We start from the raw sequence: 16,525 nt of genomic DNA, 5'->3' as shown, positions 1-16,525 counted from the left end.
AAAAAGTATCTATTTAAATTGTTACCTATATTTTCTTGTCTTATTATATTATTTAATAGAAGAAAAAACAATAAATGATAAATTATTATCTCATCAATAAGTAAAGGCAGTCAGATTGACTGCCCAATTAATAAACAATAATACGTTTACTCTAAATCTTCGATTTCTATTGATTCTCCAATAATTTTATAGATATCCGACAACATTTGAGTAAACCTAAATTCTGCTTCTAGATAATTACCAACAGTTGAGTCCTTCATTAGTTGCTCTTCCATTTCCTGCAATTTCTCTAGCTTTGTTTTTTCAACCTTATGCCCCCTCATTTGAGCACTTTGTACTTCAAATTGTCTTTTCTTAAAGTCCTCCATCATAGACTTAATAGAAGGGTTGGCTTGTAGGTTTTTTTCAAGGCTTTTAAAAGTTTGGTATTCTGCACTTTCTTTAAGTGCCTTTGCCAGTTGATGTGCTTTGTCATAAACGTTCATATTATAAGCCCCCTTTAATCCATTGCTGTAAAACTTGTTGTAATATCAGAGTAAGCTCTTATAACTATCATTTCTATTTTATATGAAAGTTACTGAAAAAGCAACTACTTTACCTTAGAGGGACATAATAAGAGGTACAAGGATCGGAACCATTGTCGAAAGGCATACACCCGTAATAAATGAGATAATTGCAACCCTTCCATCGGTGGCCTTAGAAATTACAGGAAGAGTTGTATCCATAGCAGTTGCCCCTGCAGGTGCAATACTTTCCAGTTTTCCTATATATTTAGCTATAAAGGGAATAGACACCAAGGCAATTATTTCCCTCATCACATTTGTAATAAAGGCCAATGCCCCCAGCTGGGCACTATGCTTCGATAGTTCTATAGCCGAAAGGGAATACCACCCAAAGCCAGCTCCAATTGCCGCCGACTCTTTGATAGAAATGTTTAGAAACATCCCCCCAAAAATTGCCCCAAAGATACTGCCTAAACCCACCATTAAAGGAATCAACAGGACCTTTGCCCCCATTTCTTTAATTTCATTTAATATATTTTTCTGTCGCCCGATATCAATTCCAACAAAAAATAATAGTAGACATAATCCCAAATTAATTAATATACCTATATATTCAACTAGCATGGTTGGAAAAATAAAAAAACCTACTAAAATACCTAAAACAACTGAAATCAGTATCTTAAATGTCATCTCTAGCCCGCCCCTTCTGATGTAATATTCTTCCTGAGATGAATCGAACTCCTAATATGCTAAATATGATAGAGGCAAGGGCAAGAACAGTACCTTGTAATCCAATTATTCTAAAAGAATAGATAATTTCTCGATCTAAACCTATCTTGATCCCCATAACGAATAATAAAAAAAGTAGTGCGAAGGTTTGTATTTCTCCTGTATACTTTAGAAGAGGAAGCTTTTTATTATCTTTAAACCCAATAAAAGCCCCCACCAGTAAAATACCTAAGTATAAAAGTATATCCATTTCATTTCCCCCAGTAAAATTTTTTTCTATTATAAAAGATTCTACATTAGATCATTTTTGCCTTCTGATAATTAATTATTTTTATTCATAATAAAATCACCCATAGAGGGTGATTTTATTATTTGTATGATTTTTAAGTTTCTACACTTCCATGATTACTGGTAAGATCATTGGTCTACGTTTTGTTTTTTCCCAAAGGAAATCTTTCAAACCATCTCTGATGGCATTCTTTAAGACAGACCATTCTCTAGAGTTATTTTGTTGGCAGGTCTCTAAAGCTTTTTTGACAACATCTTTTGCTTCAACCATAAGTACTTCAGATTCCCTTACATACACAAATCCTCTAGAAATAATATCTGGCCCTGCAACGATTTTTCCTGTTTCTCTAGCAATCGTTACGACTACCACCATTAACCCATCTTCTGCAAGATGTTTTCTATCCCTTAAAACGATATTTCCAACATCTCCTACGCCAAGTCCATCTACCAATACCCTACCTGCTGGTACTGTTCCATTTACCTTAGCACTATCTTTAGTAAATTCAACAATGCTTCCATTTGATACAGTAAAAATATTTTCTCTTGGCATCCCAAGGTCTTCAGCCAATTTGGCATGTTTTAATAGGTGTTTGTATTCACCGTGGGCTGGGATGAAATACTTAGGTTTAACTAGTCTATGCATAAGCTTTAGTTCCTCTTGGCAAGCATGGCCAGAAACATGAACCTCTGCTAAGCTCTCATAGATTACATCTGCACCTTTTTCGAATAGTTGGTTAATTACTCGACTAACACCCTTTTCATTTCCAGGGATCGGTGTTGATGAAAATACAACTAAGTCTCCTTGTTGAATTTCTAGTTTTTTATGTTCAGAACTTGCCATTCTTGATAAAGCAGCCATTGGTTCTCCTTGGCTTCCTGTAGTAATAATAACGATCTCGTTAGGCTGATATCGATCCATTTCATCAATATCAATTAATAAATCTTCTGGTAAAGTTAAAATACCTAATTCTTCAGCTACATTTACAACATTCACCATACTTCTTCCTGATACAACAACTTTTCGGTTATGTTTTTGGGCGGCTTCCATAACTTGTTGTACCCGATGAACATTAGAAGCAAAGGTAGCTACTATAATTCTTTGGCTAGTATTTCTAAAAATGTTTTCGAAGGTGGCTCCTACGCTTTTTTCAGACATAGTAGCGCCTCTTCTTTCTGCATTTGTACTATCTGCCAACATTACCAGAACACCTTTTTGTCCTAATTCTGCTATCTTGTGTAGATCAATCATTTCTCCATCTATTGGTGTATAGTCGATTTTAAAATCTCCTGTATGAAAAACAATTCCTACTGGTGTATGGATGGCAATACAGCATGCATCTGGTATACTATGGCTAGAACGAATAAATTCTACACTAAAGTTACCTGCCTTAATTGTTTCACCAGGGTTCACCCTTTGAAGATGTACATTTGACATTTTGTGCTCTTTTAGCTTGTTTTCCACAAGGCCTAATGTTAGTCGGCTTCCATATACGGGCAAATCAATTTTCTTTAATACATATGGTAGGGCACCGATATGGTCTTCATGCCCATGGGTCAAGTAGATTCCTTGAACCTTATCTTTGTTTTTTAAGATATATGAAATATCGGGTATTACAATATCTATTCCCAACATTTCGTCTTCTGGAAAGCTTAAACCACAGTCTATAATGATTATTTCATCTTTATATTCAATGGCTGTCATATTTTTTCCTATTTCATTTAATCCTCCAAGGGGGATTATTTTTAGTTTTGATGGTTTTCTTCCCAATACGATTCACTCCTTTTCTATTTAGTCCGCCCATGACTTATTTAAATTAATTTGTTTTCAAATTAATTTTTTAAAAATTTTTCTTTTAATATCTTAGCACGACTTGCTCCGACCTATACACCTTAAAGAATATTTTACCATATATATCATTTATATAAAATAATATTTTAATCATCTTCATTTCATCCTATAGATATATTCTGTCCTAATTTAAAAATTTTAAATAATGTTTAAGTCTTATTTAACACTTTTATCTAAAATTTTTTTGTACAAAAATAAAAAGTCTTGCTAGAGCTTGCAAGACTTAGTTACAATTTGAACAAATCCCGAAAAACTTCACCTTATGATCTTTTATTTTAAACTTGTACTCTTTTTCTATGGCTTCTTCTAGTTGGTCTAATAAATCGATCTCTACCTCAATAACACAATTACAACTCTGGCAAATTAAATGATGATGCTGATGGTCATCTTCGTGGTTATTAAATTCATATCTGCTACAACCATCGTCGAGGTTAAGTTTAGAGATCAATCCCATCTCATCTAATAATTGCAAGGTTCTATAAACAGTGGCAAGACCTATTTCTGGGCAAGTTTCTTTTACTATATCATAGATCTCTTCTGTATTAAGATGTTCTCCTTGATTATTATACAGAACTTCTAAGGTTGCTCTCCTTTGGGGAGTTAGTTTTAAACCTTTTTCCTTTAATCTGTCTTTTAAATCGTCCATAATTTCCATTTATTTCACCCACATTTCTCAAGTAATAACCCTTATTATCCAAAAGTATACACTTTCCAACACCCTTTGTCAATCCATTTTTTTCAAATGATTACAGTTAATTCTTCTTTCAATGAAATAAAGTCTTGATTTACCAAGCAGTTAAAGGCATAAAATTCCACACCTTTTTCTTTTGCCATCACAACAGCCTGATAGAATTTTTCATCCATGTCGAAATTTGGCGTAAATTCTTTTCCATCTTCCCGCTGAACAATAAAAAATACTGCTCCCCTAATTCCTTCCCTAACTGCATCAATTAGTTCGAGAACATGTTTTCTTCCACGATCGGTAGGAGCATCGGGAAAGGTGGCCAAGCCATTTTCCTTTACTAAGGTAACACATTTTGCTTCAACAAGGGCATGATTTCCGCCTAAGGTATTTAGCGAAAAATCGAACTTACTTTTTCCAAAAGTAACTTCTCTCTTAACTTGATTATACCCAGAAAACTGACTCATCAATCCTTCTTTAAAATATTTTTCTAAAATTGTATTAGGTAATTTTGAATCGAGGGCTACCAAAAGATCTCCCTTGTATGCGAATAATAAATCATAGGATGTTTTTCTTAATGGGTTATCTACTTTTCTAAGAATTACCTTTGCTCCTGGTAATAATAGTTCCTTCATCCTGCCAGTATTGGGCACATGGGTGATAACAAGTTTGCCATCTACGATAACCTCTGCAATAAAACGATTTACTCTTTTTTGAAATTTACCGATTACCTTTTCACCTTCAATATTTATTCTCATAATTTTCACCTACTTATGTTATACTAATTTTAGGACAAAGTCCTTCTACAAAAGTTTAAAAGTTATTCTATGGGAGGGGTTAATTAATTTGAAATCATCAACGCAAATATTTTTGAATACCATCCACGGTGTATTTTTAGGATTTGTAATGGGACTACTTTTAGCCGTTTTAGCTAATGAATTTTATCCAGAAATTGAAGCTTATTTCCATCCTGGTTTTATCATCCCCAGTATTGCCATTATAGGAGGAGCATTAGGACTAATAAAAGGCTATAACCATTATTCAAATTTCCTTTTCCCCTTATTTTCTACAGCAGGGACAATACTTGTACCAGTAATTGCCCTAACAATTATATTTTACCTATTAGGCTACGATCGTGGGCTAACATTGCCTCCTGTACTTTTTAAAACAGGGATAGGCTTAAAGGAAATAGATACTCAGCTAAGTACTTATATATTAAGCATCTTTTTTACATTAACTGCTGTTGCGGCTTTTATATCTAGCTTAACCATTAACAAAAAGAAGAGATGGACTTGGTAAGTCCATCTTATTTTTTAGTTTCCTTCTTCTTCATCCATAATTGCTTCATAGGCAGCAACTACATTTTCATACTCTTCGTCGTCTTCGATAGCAACTAAAGTATATTCTTCTTCGTCTTCATTTACTATTCTAAAGATGTATGCCTCATCGTCTTCATCTGCATCAACAGCTAAAAGAATGGCATATTCCTTTTCTTCCACTTCAAGAGTCATTAATATCTCAAATTCCTCTTCTTTGCCTTCTTCATCTACTAATGTTATAAAATTTTCTCTTTCTTCCATTTTAATTCTCCTTTCCTTTGGTCTAAGCCACATATGTATTATATACTATATTATTAGAAAAAAATACTATTTTATATTATTATTTACTGACACTATCTAAATAACCCTGTAATATATAGACAGCAGCCATTTTATCAATCACTTCTTTACGTTTTTTCCGACTTACATCTGCCTGAATCAGTGCCCTTTCTGCTGCTACAGTTGTAAGTCTTTCATCCCATAGCACAACTTCAATCTTTGGAAAACGCTTTTTTAGTCTTTCAACAAATTCCAATGTTTTTTCACCTTGAGGACCAAGGGTTCCATTCATATTCTTTGGTAATCCAACAACAAATTTATGTACCTCATATTCCTCCACCAACTCTTCCAAACGTCGTAGATCCTTCTTGATTCCAATTCTTTGAATTGTCTCAATACCTTGAGCAGTCCATCCCATTAAGTCACTGGCTGCAACTCCTATTGTTTTATCTCCTACATCTAAACCCATCATTCTTGCCATAATCTTTCCTCCTAAACCACCTTAATACAAAATTGTGGACAATACTTGGAACAATAACCACATAGAACACATTTACTATGATCTACTTGAAGCTGATTGTTTTTTATTGTTAATGCCTGATGGCTACACCCTTCAAGACACTTACCACAGGCTTCGCACCAATGGGCAATATTTAATCTTTTATCTTCAATTTTAACTTGACTCATCAATTCTTCATCAATCTCATAACCTTTAAAAATAGCTGCATTGATATCTATTTCATTTATGTTTTGCATCCCCACTGCGATGGAGTGTAGGTAAGGTAGTTTTAAGACGAAATCAAAGGAGGCTTTAAAGTTTTTTAGTAAATTGCCACCCCCTAAAGGTTTCATAGCATAAATACCCTTCCCCATTTGATGGGCAGTCTTTAGAGCATCTAACATTTCTTCTATATTACCATCTTGTATACCCAAACCATTAATGTTTACAATAGGGTGCAGCACTTCTATTTCTTTCATTTTAAGGGCGGCTTTAACAGCAGCTATATGATGGGTAGATAAGCCTACAGCTTTAATATACCCCTTTTCCTTCATTTTAATAAAGTAATGAAGGGCTTCTTCATGGCCCCTTAAAGTATGCTCATTCTCTTGTTCATGAAGTAAAAAAATATCAATGACGTCTGTTCCCATTTCCTTCATGGCTTTTTTTAGACTTTCCTCTGCAGTTTCCTTAGAATAAGCATAGGATTTTGTTGCAATTACATAATCTTCACGTTTTATCACCTTTAAAGCTTCCCTAATATGGGCATAATTTTCGTATAGCTCTGCTGTATCAATAAAATTAATTCCCTTATCAAAACCGTAAATAATTAGATCCCCCCCCGCCTGAGGAGATAAATTAGATTGTAAAGGTCCCATTGTTAAACTACCAAAACACATTTTTGAAACATGAAGACCAGTGTCCCCCAATTTTTGCTTATCAATTTTTTCCATAATCATTCTCCATAACTTTAAAATAGAAGGATTTATTAAATACCTAGATAAATTCATCATTAATACTAAATATTAGGTTTCTATTGTATATTTCCTCATCAACTAATTAGCATTATCATCTTAATATACTAATTTGATTTACTTACCATTAATTACTAAATAAAGAATAGATGTTGTGAGAAAAATTGTTGCCATAGCTGCCATTACTACCCCAGAGTCATTAACAACAAAGCCTACAGCTGCAGCTACAAGTATCCCCGTCCAACCTATTGTCAATTGTGAATATTCATTAGCAATTTTTTTTAATACTCCCATAGGCTTATAAAATAGGATTCCTAATACAGCCACTGCCATAAGCAGCACACGACTCCAAATAGTTACCCCCATTACCCTAATGTTCATAGCTAATTTTCGGGTGATAATCTGGAGGATTACCCATGGTCCTCCACGATAAATTTGGTGAATAGCCCCTGCTAAATGAGATTTACTTTCTAATACAAATAGGTCTATAAGGGCAAAGGTTCCAACACCTAAAACCACTAACCCAGCAATTAAAAGCCATTTCTTAATATTCATCTGCTTCCCAAATACTCTAAAGAGACTATATAGGAAGGCAACCATTGCTGTAATGGTTCCGCCAACATTTGCACCCCACTTGGGAAATCCGATTATCATTATAATTAATATATATATAAAGGGAATACCCCATTTAAACTTTGCATTTTTTTGAATGATGGCGGTTGAGAAAACTAACGTACTTCCAATTAATACACCAGTAAATTCATTACCTATGCCATAATATCTAGCCCCAATAATGGGGTCATAGCCTAATAAAGAGTTTTTAATTAGATTCTGTCCAGTTAAAATATCAATTACTAAACCTAAAACAACAAGTCCAGTAGCTAAGATCAAAGTTCCTACCTCGTCTTGCTTAGCTAGAATTCTTATCAAACTAACAAATATGATCGTTAAAATAATTAAAAAGATATATATGTATGTTATTGCTGTAATCTTTAGTAATGGTAATATCAAGAAAACAAAAGGGATTATAATTGTTGCTAATAGAATGCCCGCTATAACCCCTTTAATTTTTTGTGGAATATTCTTTTTAAGTATAATTGCTAATAATGCAACTACAGATGCCAACATCTCAAAAACAGCAAATGTGTATAGCACTCGATATCTTTGCTGAGAGGTGTATAAAACACGTAACCCAAGTTCTCTCAAATAGTTTAAATTGTTATCTGAAGTAACTGAACTAATTTCTCTTCCTGTCATCATTTCATTAGAGTTTAATCCAAAATGGGCTAAAATGGTTGGTGCTATATCTATATTACCGATAATCCCTGTCCTTCTGGTTGTATCGGAAACCAACAAGCCTGTTTTTATATTTTTTCCATAGAAAACAACTGGAGTCAATCGATTTCCAGCTTCAAAAGTTACATCTGTTGGATAAGGAACTACCAACATGAGTAAGGTATTAGCCTGATCCTGATCTATGTAGTCCATCACTTTTTCAACAAATATTTGAATATCTTCAAATATTGCATTTCTATATTTTTCATAAGTCTCGTCATTTAATTTACTTTTATAGCTTTCTAGTCTAGATAAATCACCTGTTTCAATCACAATAAAATCACTATGGAGATAAAATTCTTTAAAATCTTCAAAAAGTAGTTCATAATTAGTTTGAATCCCATAGGGTTTAAGGGGATTGTCTATTAAATGTCTACCCTCAACATCTCCGTAATCTATATAACCTTTTTGATCCATAGCAATTAACCCTGCAGATGGGCTTTTATTTTCATCCGAGCTGGCACTCCCTATCATACCAGTCTTTATACCATTTCTACGCAAAACTTCTCCTAAGCTACCAGGTATAGCACCAAATTCGCCTCTTAAATTTTGCTGTATTAAAGTATTTATTGCAAGGTTAATAATTCCCTTCTCTTCAGGTGTTTCTCCTGTTCTTCTCTGATAAATCGCTATTGTTTCTTCATTAATGTTTGAAAAAGCCTGACCATCTTGACTGGCCTCTGCCCTAGTTCCCCAACCAATTGTTGCATAAGATTTATATTCACTATATCTACCAGAAGCCCTAATGTTCATCAACCCGATGGAGCCTTCTTCCATCATTTTTTGAACTTCTTTCATCTTACTTAAATCATCAAGGTCAACACGGTTAACTATAATCATCACAACTTTATTTTGGTTGTCCTGACTGTGTTGACCAAAAGCAACTAAAGGGCTTGATAGTATTGTCACTATAATCAGCAGTATTGTTAAGATTAATCTGGCTATTTTCAAAGCAAATCGCTCCCATTATTTTTCTAGATAGGATTTTAATAGTTCCTCTAAGAGCTCATCCCTCTCAATTTTACGAATAATGCTTCTAGCATCATTATGATTTGTAATATATGTAGGATCGCCAGATAATATGTATCCGATAAATTGATTAATTGGATTATAACCTTTTTCCTCCAATGCTTTATAAACGGTAGTAATAATCTCGTGGGCTTTTCTTTCCTTTTCTTTATCCAAATTAAACTTCATTGTATAGTTCATTTTTTCAGTCATTTTAAACACTCCCTTCTATCAGTTATTATTATTTTACCATATTAATCCCCTATACCTCAATTTAAAGAATTTCTTTTTCTTTTTTAGTGGTGGATCTAGTCATAAAAATTATTATCATTGAGACTAACTTATAAGACAAGGCATGGATAATCTCCATGCCCTATTATTTTACCCATTTAATTGCTCTTTAACTAAAGTTTTTACAGTTTCTAATGCCTCATTTATTTTATCAGCATTTTTCCCACCAGCTTGTGCCATGTCGGGTCTACCTCCACCGCCACCACCAGTAATTTTTGCAGCTTCCTTAACTAGATTACCAGCGTGTAATCCTTTAGAAATTAGATTTTTTGTCACAACTGCAACAAAGCTTGCCTTCCCATCATTCTCACCTGCTAAAACAATTACTCCCGTTTCAATCTTTTCTTTAATAACATCAGTAACTTTTCGTAAATCATCCATATTTGCTGTACCCATATGGTGAAGAACTACCTTTGTATCATTAATGATTTCTGCTCCAGCTAAAATATCATCAGTTGCGCCAGATGCCAATTGACTCTTTAATTTATCTATTTCTCGATCCTTTTCCTTTAACTCTGCCATGATGGCTTCTAATCGATTTAATAGTAGATTTTCTTGAGTTTTAACAATTTCAGCAACCTTTGTAAGTGTACTTCTTTGCTCTTTGATAAAATTATAGGCTTCGGATCCTGTTAATGCTTCTATTCTTCTAGTCCCTGCTGCGATTCCTCCCTCACTTAAAATTAAGAAGGTACCGATCTCGCTTGTATTTTTTACATGGGTTCCACCACAAAGTTCTGTGCTAAATTCACCAGCTTTAACAACTCTTACTGTGTCGCCATATTTTTCACCAAATAGGGCTTCTGCTCCCATTTCTTTAGCTTCTTTAATAGAAGTTTCAAAAGCCTCTACTTCTAAAGCATCAAGAATCTTTCCATTTATAATTTCTTCAATCTGTCTTAATTGATCTTGCGTTAATCCTTCAAAATGGGTAAAGTCAAAACGTAGCCTTTCTGGTGTTACTAGCGAGCCTGCCTGTTGAACGTGGTTACCTACTACTTTCTTAAGGGCTTTATGAAGTAAATGGGTCGCTGTATGATTTCTTTCAGTATTCTTTCTTAGGGTCTCATCCACTTTCCCATCTACTCGATCTCCTACACTAATCTTTCCATCTTCTATCTTTACAATAAGATGAATTCTATTGTTAGTACCTTTTTTGGTGTCTAGCACAGTAGCTTTAAAAGAATCCTTGTAAATTACTCCTTTATCCCCTATTTGACCCCCACCTTCGCCATAGAAGGGAGTCTCATCTAAAATCAATATCGCTTCTTCGCCGACTCCAATTTCTTCAACAACCCTTTGGTTGTGTATAATTGATAAAACAGCTCCCTTTCCAGAGAGATTTCCATAACCAATGAAGTTTGTTTTAATATTCTTATCTAAAGTTGCAAAAACATCATCCTTCCAACCTTCATTGGCTTCTCCTGCTCTTGCTTTTCTAGCTCGCTCCCTTTGCTTTTCCATTTCATTTGAAAAGCCTTCTTCATCTACTAAAAGTCCCTTCTCTTCTAGGATTTCTTTAGTTAAATCTAAGGGGAAACCAAAGGTGTCGTAAAGTTTAAAAGCAACCTCACCTGTTAATGTTTTTTCTCCTGATTCTTCCATATTAGAAATATATTCGTTTAAAATATCAATCCCTTGATGGATAGTTTCTTGGAATCTTTCTTCCTCTACCTTAATGACTCTTTGAATATATTCTCTTTTTTCAACTAGCTCAGTATAAGTTTCTCCAAACATTTTAATAACAGCATCAACCATTTCAAATAGGAAGGCATTACTTCTACCTAGTAACTTACCATGACGAGCTGCCCTTCTTAACAATCTTCTTAAAACATAGCCTCTTCCTTCATTACTAGGGATTACACCATCACATACCATAAAAGAAATAGAACGAATATGGTCGGTTATGATTCTGATGGAGGTATCCTTTTTAGGGTCTTCATTGTATTTTGTCGAAGTTTTTTCACATGCTTGATCTCTTATAAACTTCATTGTATCAATATCAAATATAGAGTCTACATCTTGCATAATACAAGCGATTCGCTCTAGGCCCATCCCTGTATCAATATTCGGGTTTGGTAAAAGATTATAGTTGCCTGCTTCGTCTTTATCAAATTGAGTAAATACATGGTTCCAAAATTCTACAAAACGATCACATTCGCAACCTGGCATACAATCAGGTGAGCCACAACCATATTTTTCACCTCTATCATAATAGAGTTCTGAACAGGGTCCACATGGCCCGATCCCTATTTCCCAGAAGTTATCGGCTTTCCCCAGACGAACCATCTTCTCTTCAGGAACACCAACCATTTTAGTCCAAATATCATAGGCTTCATCATCTTCTTCGTAAACACTAACCCACACACGGTCTAGGGGTAATTTTAAGTATTCCGTTACGAATTCCCATCCCCATTGAATTGATTCTTTTTTGAAATAATCTCCAAATGAAAAGTTTCCTAACATTTCAAAGAAGGTTGCATGTCGTGAAGTTTTTCCTACATTTTCAATATCTCCTGTACGAATACACTTTTGACAGGAAGCCATTCTATTTTTAGGGGGAATTTCCGTTCCTGAAAAATAGGGCTTTAATGGAGCCATTCCCGCATTAATCAGTAGCAAACTGTTATCATTTTGTGGTACTAATGGTGCACTAGGGGTTATTAAATGTCCCTTAGACTCGAAGAAGTCTAAAAACAATTTTCTAATTTCATTTAATCCTTTCTTTTCCATATCATTTCCTCCTCATAGTTTATGTAAAGTTTTATTAACTTCATCTCAAAGTACTATTAGTTTGTTTCATTAATAGATGGCTTATTTTAATTTCTAAAATTAAAATACGATAAAATAATTATAGTCAAGGAAATTGCACTGTTAATATGAGTTTAGTTTTATATTAATGGATAAATCCTAATATAAATTCAGCCTTATGGTTTTATGCAATTTCTTCAATGAAATACAAAAATAAAAAGCCACCTTAATTAGATATAAATAGGGACGAGGAATACCCGCGGTACCACCCTAATTACCTGAAAGGTCGCTTTGGTTTAAAATAATAACGGATTTACCGATAATCTCTACTACTATTTCAAGATTATAGCTCTGAGACTGCTTCCCATGGTGTATCTAGAGGTTTTCCAGCCAAGAACCTCCTCTCTATAAGAATCCATCCATACTACTCCTTCTCTTCATCGCCTTTGAAATATTAAGTTATAAGAATTATTATAAGAATTATATTACGTTGTTGGGGGTTTTGTCAATCATTGTTATAGATTATTTTTGAAACTCCACCTCTAACTCCGACAAAGTACAAATGCCATCTTCTAATGCTTTTTCCCTTAGTTTTAAATATAGTTCTGCGTTAGTGGCATTAACATAGGGCATTACAAATATAATACCGACAACAAAAGCTAAGCCTCCTAATATATACCAACCAATAAAGGATAGGTCTAAAATAAAGATCTCCATTTTTTGTCCCTTAGTCATTTGGTTACTAAGTTCCACTGCCCTTTTGTATCCAATGTTAGGATTCTCAGCTAAAATATAAGGTACCATTCGATAGGCGTATCCTTTAATTATACCAGGGATAATCAATAGTAATGTCCAAAGAAACAATAAGACACCTCTATACAGCATTGTTTTAACTACACTTAGATAGCTACGTTTATTAAAAGTATAACCAATTTCCTCTAGCTGGGCATTTTTTTCAATTGCAGCTTTGATGAAAAAACGCCTTCCACCAACCTCAAGATGTACTCCTAATAAAAGTCGATACAAGCTTCCTATAATTATCATAACCAGTGCTACCATTAATACCACAAAAATTAAAGATGTAGGTGAGTAACTATAATTATAACTTGGGAGGAAATCGCCTACACGATCAACCCAAATATGAGTCCTATCATTATTTCGTAAATTAAAATTGATCCCTCCATTAGAGCCATTTCCGGATATAATAACTAACAGACTGACCAATAGCCCCCTCCAATAAATTGCTTTTAAAACGCTTTTTGCCCTCGATTTTAGTTCAGCTCTAGTCCACATATATATATTCCTCCAATCTTACTGTTTTTCTTAACAGGTATTATTTTCCTATACCCAATTATACTATATTTATGCCAAGAAGTAACAGAAAATTAGCAAAGTTTTAAAATTTAACAATATATAGGATAATATGCTTTCCTAAAACCTTAAGAACTCCAGCTGCAGGTACAGCAATTAACAGTCCCAATAGTCCAAAAAGTCTACCTCCCACCAATAATGATAGAATTACCCAAACAGGATGGATTCCTACACTTTTCCCAACAATTTTAGGCGACAGGATGGCACTTTCTATTTGTTGAATGATTGTAAAGACGATCACAACCCATAATGCTTTTATGGGACTATCCATTAATGCAAAAAAAACTCCAGGTATAATACCGATAACTGGTCCAAAATAGGGTATGATATTGGCGATACCAGCTATTAACCCAACTAATATAGCAAAGTCTACCTGCAAAATTAGTAAGGCTATCATAGTTAAAATACCAACAAAGGATGCAACAATTAATTGCCCTCTTATAAATCCTCCAAGGACATCATCGAAATCTTTAGCCATTTCTAAGGCCTTTCTTCTTACTTTGCTAGGAATTAACAAAACAATAGATTTTTTAAACTCCTCTGCATCCTTTAAAAAATAAAAGGCTAGTATTGGAATTAAAATAATACTAAATACCTTTCCAAATATGGATAATAAGGTATTCGTCACACTTGTTAATACATTTAATACGATTTCTTGCCCTCGATCAATATTAATTTGAAGTAAATTTCTTACCCCATCAAACTCTGGTGGTAAATTTTCAAGATTACGATTAAACTTAATATATGCGTCATGAATAAATTCGTAGGCTCCATTACCGAAGTCAGGCAAAATCTCCATAAGACCCCGAATTTCTCCTGTCATTTTAGGAATAATGGTTAGTGACAATGCTAAAACAACTACCCCTATGGATAAATAAATAATAAGTACTCCCCATAATCTTGGAATCCCTTTTTTGCATAGGGTCTTTACTAAGGGGTTTAGTATGTAAGCTAAGGCTATGGCACCAATAAAAGGGGTTAATAGTTCCAATAAAATTCCCCTAATCCTAAAAAAAACTAGGCCAATGGAGACTAATAGGAAAACCAGAATAATATTTAAAATTTGCCTTCTCTCGAAATTAATTCTACGTCTTGAATCAACATGTTTATTTCCTATATGAATTAGATAATATAAAATAAAAACAATTAAAAAAACCAATAGTATTTGTGTTACAAAAAGAAGGAAATTTTTAAGAAAGTCTCCAGTAGCAATTTCTTGAATACTGTTGGATATTGTTTGAATTGTTGGATGATCCATCTTAATCCCCCTCTCTTTTCCAGAAAAAATACCTTATTTAAAAGCAGCTTTATTAGCTGCTTTTAAATAATTAAAATATTCCCATCCCTAACATATTACTAGTAGCCTTCGATAGCATCCTTTTGGTTGTTTTTAAGGCTTTTTTTCTATCCCTTGGACTCATTTGGGAAGCTGCATAAAGTCCAACTGTTGCCCCCAATAAACTTCCAGTAACTAAACCCATCATGGTACTTCTATTCATAGTATCCACTCCTTTTTCTAAGAGTTTTCCTTAATAGTTTTTGTTAATTTTCCTGTTCTATACCAAGCATTTTTTTCAAACCACCATATTGATAATAAATCATATCATTCATATTTACATGATTCAAAATAATATTTTTCTTATCAAAATTTATATGCTCCGATAAGAAAATAATTCCATATCCATTTATAATATCTGTGAGGACACCTTCACTAATTAAAAGCGCCACAATCTTTCCTGTTTTAATCTCTATTAATGTATCCTTCACAATGCCAACCAACTCGCCCTTCATTCCGTAAATTTCAAAACCAATCATGACAGATGGATTCTCTAGTGCTACTTCTATTTCTGGGATTTGACTAGGACTTAATATTTCCCTATGGGATGTGATTACGATCTCCTGTTGTCTAATATCTTTTATTTTTTTGTAAGGAACAACTTTTTTTCCTTTACCTTTAGGCTGCTTTTCCACTATCAAACCTAATACTTTTAATTTTTTAAGACAGTAGACCAGCTCTTTTACATGATAGTCCATTAAATGATTATTAGAATCAAAAATTTTTCCTCCGATTAACTCACTTCCTTTTATCATATATATCCCTCTTTTCAAATAGATATCATTATTTTTTGCCCCCTACAAAAAAAAAATACAGGGAATCAATCCCTGTATTTCTCTATAAAGTATAATCATAAAATTTTAGTGTTCTTCGTCTTCATGTCCATGATCGTGGTGATCATGGTCTTCGTCTGGATTAAAACCTTCTAATTCTTCGAAATATAAGTCATTTTTTTGGGCATAATTGTAAATAGCTGATTTAACCGCCTGCTCTGCTAAAACAGAACAGTGCATTTTTACTGGCGGAAGTCCATCTAATGCCTCAGCAACAGCTCTATTTGATAGGTTTAAGGCTTCTTTTACAGTTTTACCCTTTATCATTTCTGTTGCCATACTTGAAGTTGCAATGGCAGAACCACAACCAAAGGTTTTAAATTTTACATCTACAATTGTATCATTTTCTATTTTAAGATACATTTTCATAATGTCTCCACACTTAACATTACCTACTTGACCTACTGCATCTGCATTTTCTATTTCTCCAACATTTCTAGGGTTTGTAAAATGATCCATTACTTTTTCACTGTACATA

18 protein-coding genes and 1 other annotated feature are annotated in these 16,525 nt (G+C 33.8%); of the genes, 1 reads left to right on the top strand and 17 read right to left on the bottom strand.

Annotation, left to right across the window (positions count from 1 at the left end):
• Window positions 1-146: 146 nt before the first annotated feature.
• The 6 genes from T335_RS0100705 to sfsA form a co-directional block, all read right to left on the bottom strand.
• The gene (locus tag T335_RS0100705; protein WP_026475826.1) at window positions 147-485 is read right to left on the bottom strand and encodes a YlbF family regulator; all 339 of its coding nucleotides are present in this window, start codon (window positions 483-485) and stop codon (window positions 147-149) included.
• Window positions 486-599: 114 nt separating this feature from the next.
• Complete coding sequence (locus T335_RS0100700; RefSeq protein WP_026475825.1) at window positions 600-1,193, bottom strand: lysine exporter LysO family protein; 594 nt, start codon at window positions 1,191-1,193, stop codon at window positions 600-602.
• Window positions 1,183-1,482, bottom strand: a complete 300-nt coding sequence (locus T335_RS0100695) for a LysO family transporter (protein WP_026475824.1) — start codon at window positions 1,480-1,482, stop codon at window positions 1,183-1,185. Before T335_RS0100695 ends, T335_RS0100700 begins: the two co-directional genes overlap by 11 nt.
• A 141-nt stretch (window positions 1,483-1,623) precedes the next feature.
• Window positions 1,624-3,288 carry a ribonuclease J gene (locus tag T335_RS0100690; protein WP_026475823.1) on the bottom strand — a complete coding sequence of 555 codons (1,665 nt, stop codon included), beginning with the start codon at window positions 3,286-3,288 and terminating at the stop codon, window positions 1,624-1,626.
• A gap of 304 nt (window positions 3,289-3,592) precedes the next feature.
• Window positions 3,593-4,024 (bottom strand): Fur family transcriptional regulator, encoded by a 432-nt coding sequence (locus T335_RS0100685; RefSeq protein ID WP_026475822.1) that lies wholly within the window; start codon window positions 4,022-4,024, stop codon window positions 3,593-3,595.
• A gap of 83 nt (window positions 4,025-4,107) precedes the next feature.
• Window positions 4,108-4,809, bottom strand: coding sequence for a DNA/RNA nuclease SfsA (sfsA, locus tag T335_RS0100680; protein WP_034327372.1), 702 nt, complete (start codon window positions 4,807-4,809; stop codon window positions 4,108-4,110).
• 88 nt (window positions 4,810-4,897) lie between these two features.
• On the opposite strand from sfsA, the gene T335_RS0100675 reads away from it, so the two are divergent.
• On the top strand, window positions 4,898-5,350 hold the full coding sequence (locus T335_RS0100675) for a hypothetical protein (RefSeq protein ID WP_026475820.1): 453 nt from the start codon (window positions 4,898-4,900) through the stop codon (window positions 5,348-5,350).
• Between the two features lie 14 nt (window positions 5,351-5,364).
• On the opposite strand, the gene T335_RS0100670 is transcribed toward T335_RS0100675, so the two are convergent.
• From T335_RS0100670 to nifU, 11 genes are all read right to left on the bottom strand, one after another.
• Window positions 5,365-5,631, bottom strand: a complete 267-nt coding sequence (locus tag T335_RS0100670) for a DUF1292 domain-containing protein (protein WP_026475819.1) — start codon at window positions 5,629-5,631, stop codon at window positions 5,365-5,367.
• Between the two features lie 79 nt (window positions 5,632-5,710).
• A complete protein-coding gene (gene ruvX, locus T335_RS0100665; protein ID WP_026475818.1) occupies window positions 5,711-6,130 on the bottom strand; it encodes a Holliday junction resolvase RuvX in 420 nt (139 codons plus the stop codon).
• Between the two features lie 11 nt (window positions 6,131-6,141).
• Window positions 6,142-7,101, bottom strand: a complete 960-nt coding sequence (locus T335_RS0100660) for an aldo/keto reductase (RefSeq protein ID WP_034327371.1) — start codon at window positions 7,099-7,101, stop codon at window positions 6,142-6,144.
• Window positions 7,102-7,239: 138 nt separating this feature from the next.
• Window positions 7,240-9,408 (bottom strand): alkaline phosphatase family protein, encoded by a 2,169-nt coding sequence (locus T335_RS0100655; protein ID WP_026475816.1) that lies wholly within the window; start codon window positions 9,406-9,408, stop codon window positions 7,240-7,242.
• Between the two features lie 15 nt (window positions 9,409-9,423).
• Window positions 9,424-9,678, bottom strand: coding sequence for an IreB family regulatory phosphoprotein (locus T335_RS0100650; protein WP_026475815.1), 255 nt, complete (start codon window positions 9,676-9,678; stop codon window positions 9,424-9,426).
• A 168-nt stretch (window positions 9,679-9,846) separates the two neighbouring features.
• On the bottom strand, window positions 9,847-12,489 hold the full coding sequence (gene alaS / locus T335_RS0100645) for an alanine--tRNA ligase (protein ID WP_026475814.1): 2,643 nt from the start codon (window positions 12,487-12,489) through the stop codon (window positions 9,847-9,849).
• Window positions 12,490-12,746: 257 nt separating this feature from the next.
• Window positions 12,747-12,957, bottom strand: a binding site (T-box leader).
• Window positions 12,958-13,029: 72 nt separating this feature from the next.
• Window positions 13,030-13,800, bottom strand: a complete 771-nt coding sequence (locus tag T335_RS0100635; RefSeq protein ID WP_026475813.1) for a DUF975 family protein — start codon at window positions 13,798-13,800, stop codon at window positions 13,030-13,032.
• A 103-nt stretch (window positions 13,801-13,903) separates the two neighbouring features.
• Window positions 13,904-15,136, bottom strand: coding sequence for an AI-2E family transporter (locus tag T335_RS0100630; protein ID WP_026475812.1), 1,233 nt, complete (start codon window positions 15,134-15,136; stop codon window positions 13,904-13,906).
• Window positions 15,137-15,206: 70 nt separating this feature from the next.
• Window positions 15,207-15,377 (bottom strand): hypothetical protein, encoded by a 171-nt coding sequence (locus tag T335_RS22135; protein ID WP_156943599.1) that lies wholly within the window; start codon window positions 15,375-15,377, stop codon window positions 15,207-15,209.
• A 43-nt stretch (window positions 15,378-15,420) separates the two neighbouring features.
• Window positions 15,421-15,969, bottom strand: coding sequence for a PRC-barrel domain-containing protein (locus tag T335_RS0100620; RefSeq protein WP_026475811.1), 549 nt, complete (start codon window positions 15,967-15,969; stop codon window positions 15,421-15,423).
• A 105-nt stretch (window positions 15,970-16,074) separates the two neighbouring features.
• Complete coding sequence (nifU, locus tag T335_RS0100615; RefSeq protein WP_026475810.1) at window positions 16,075-16,524, bottom strand: Fe-S cluster assembly scaffold protein NifU; 450 nt, start codon at window positions 16,522-16,524, stop codon at window positions 16,075-16,077.
• Window position 16,525: the final 1 nt, after the last annotated feature.

Source organism: Alkaliphilus transvaalensis ATCC 700919, from assembly GCF_000621485.1.
GTDB classification, from domain to species: Bacteria; Bacillota; Clostridia; order Peptostreptococcales; family Natronincolaceae; genus Alkaliphilus; species Alkaliphilus transvaalensis.
The sequence above is the reverse complement of the archived record's forward strand: the minus strand, read 5'-3'. Positions and strand labels throughout refer to the sequence as shown.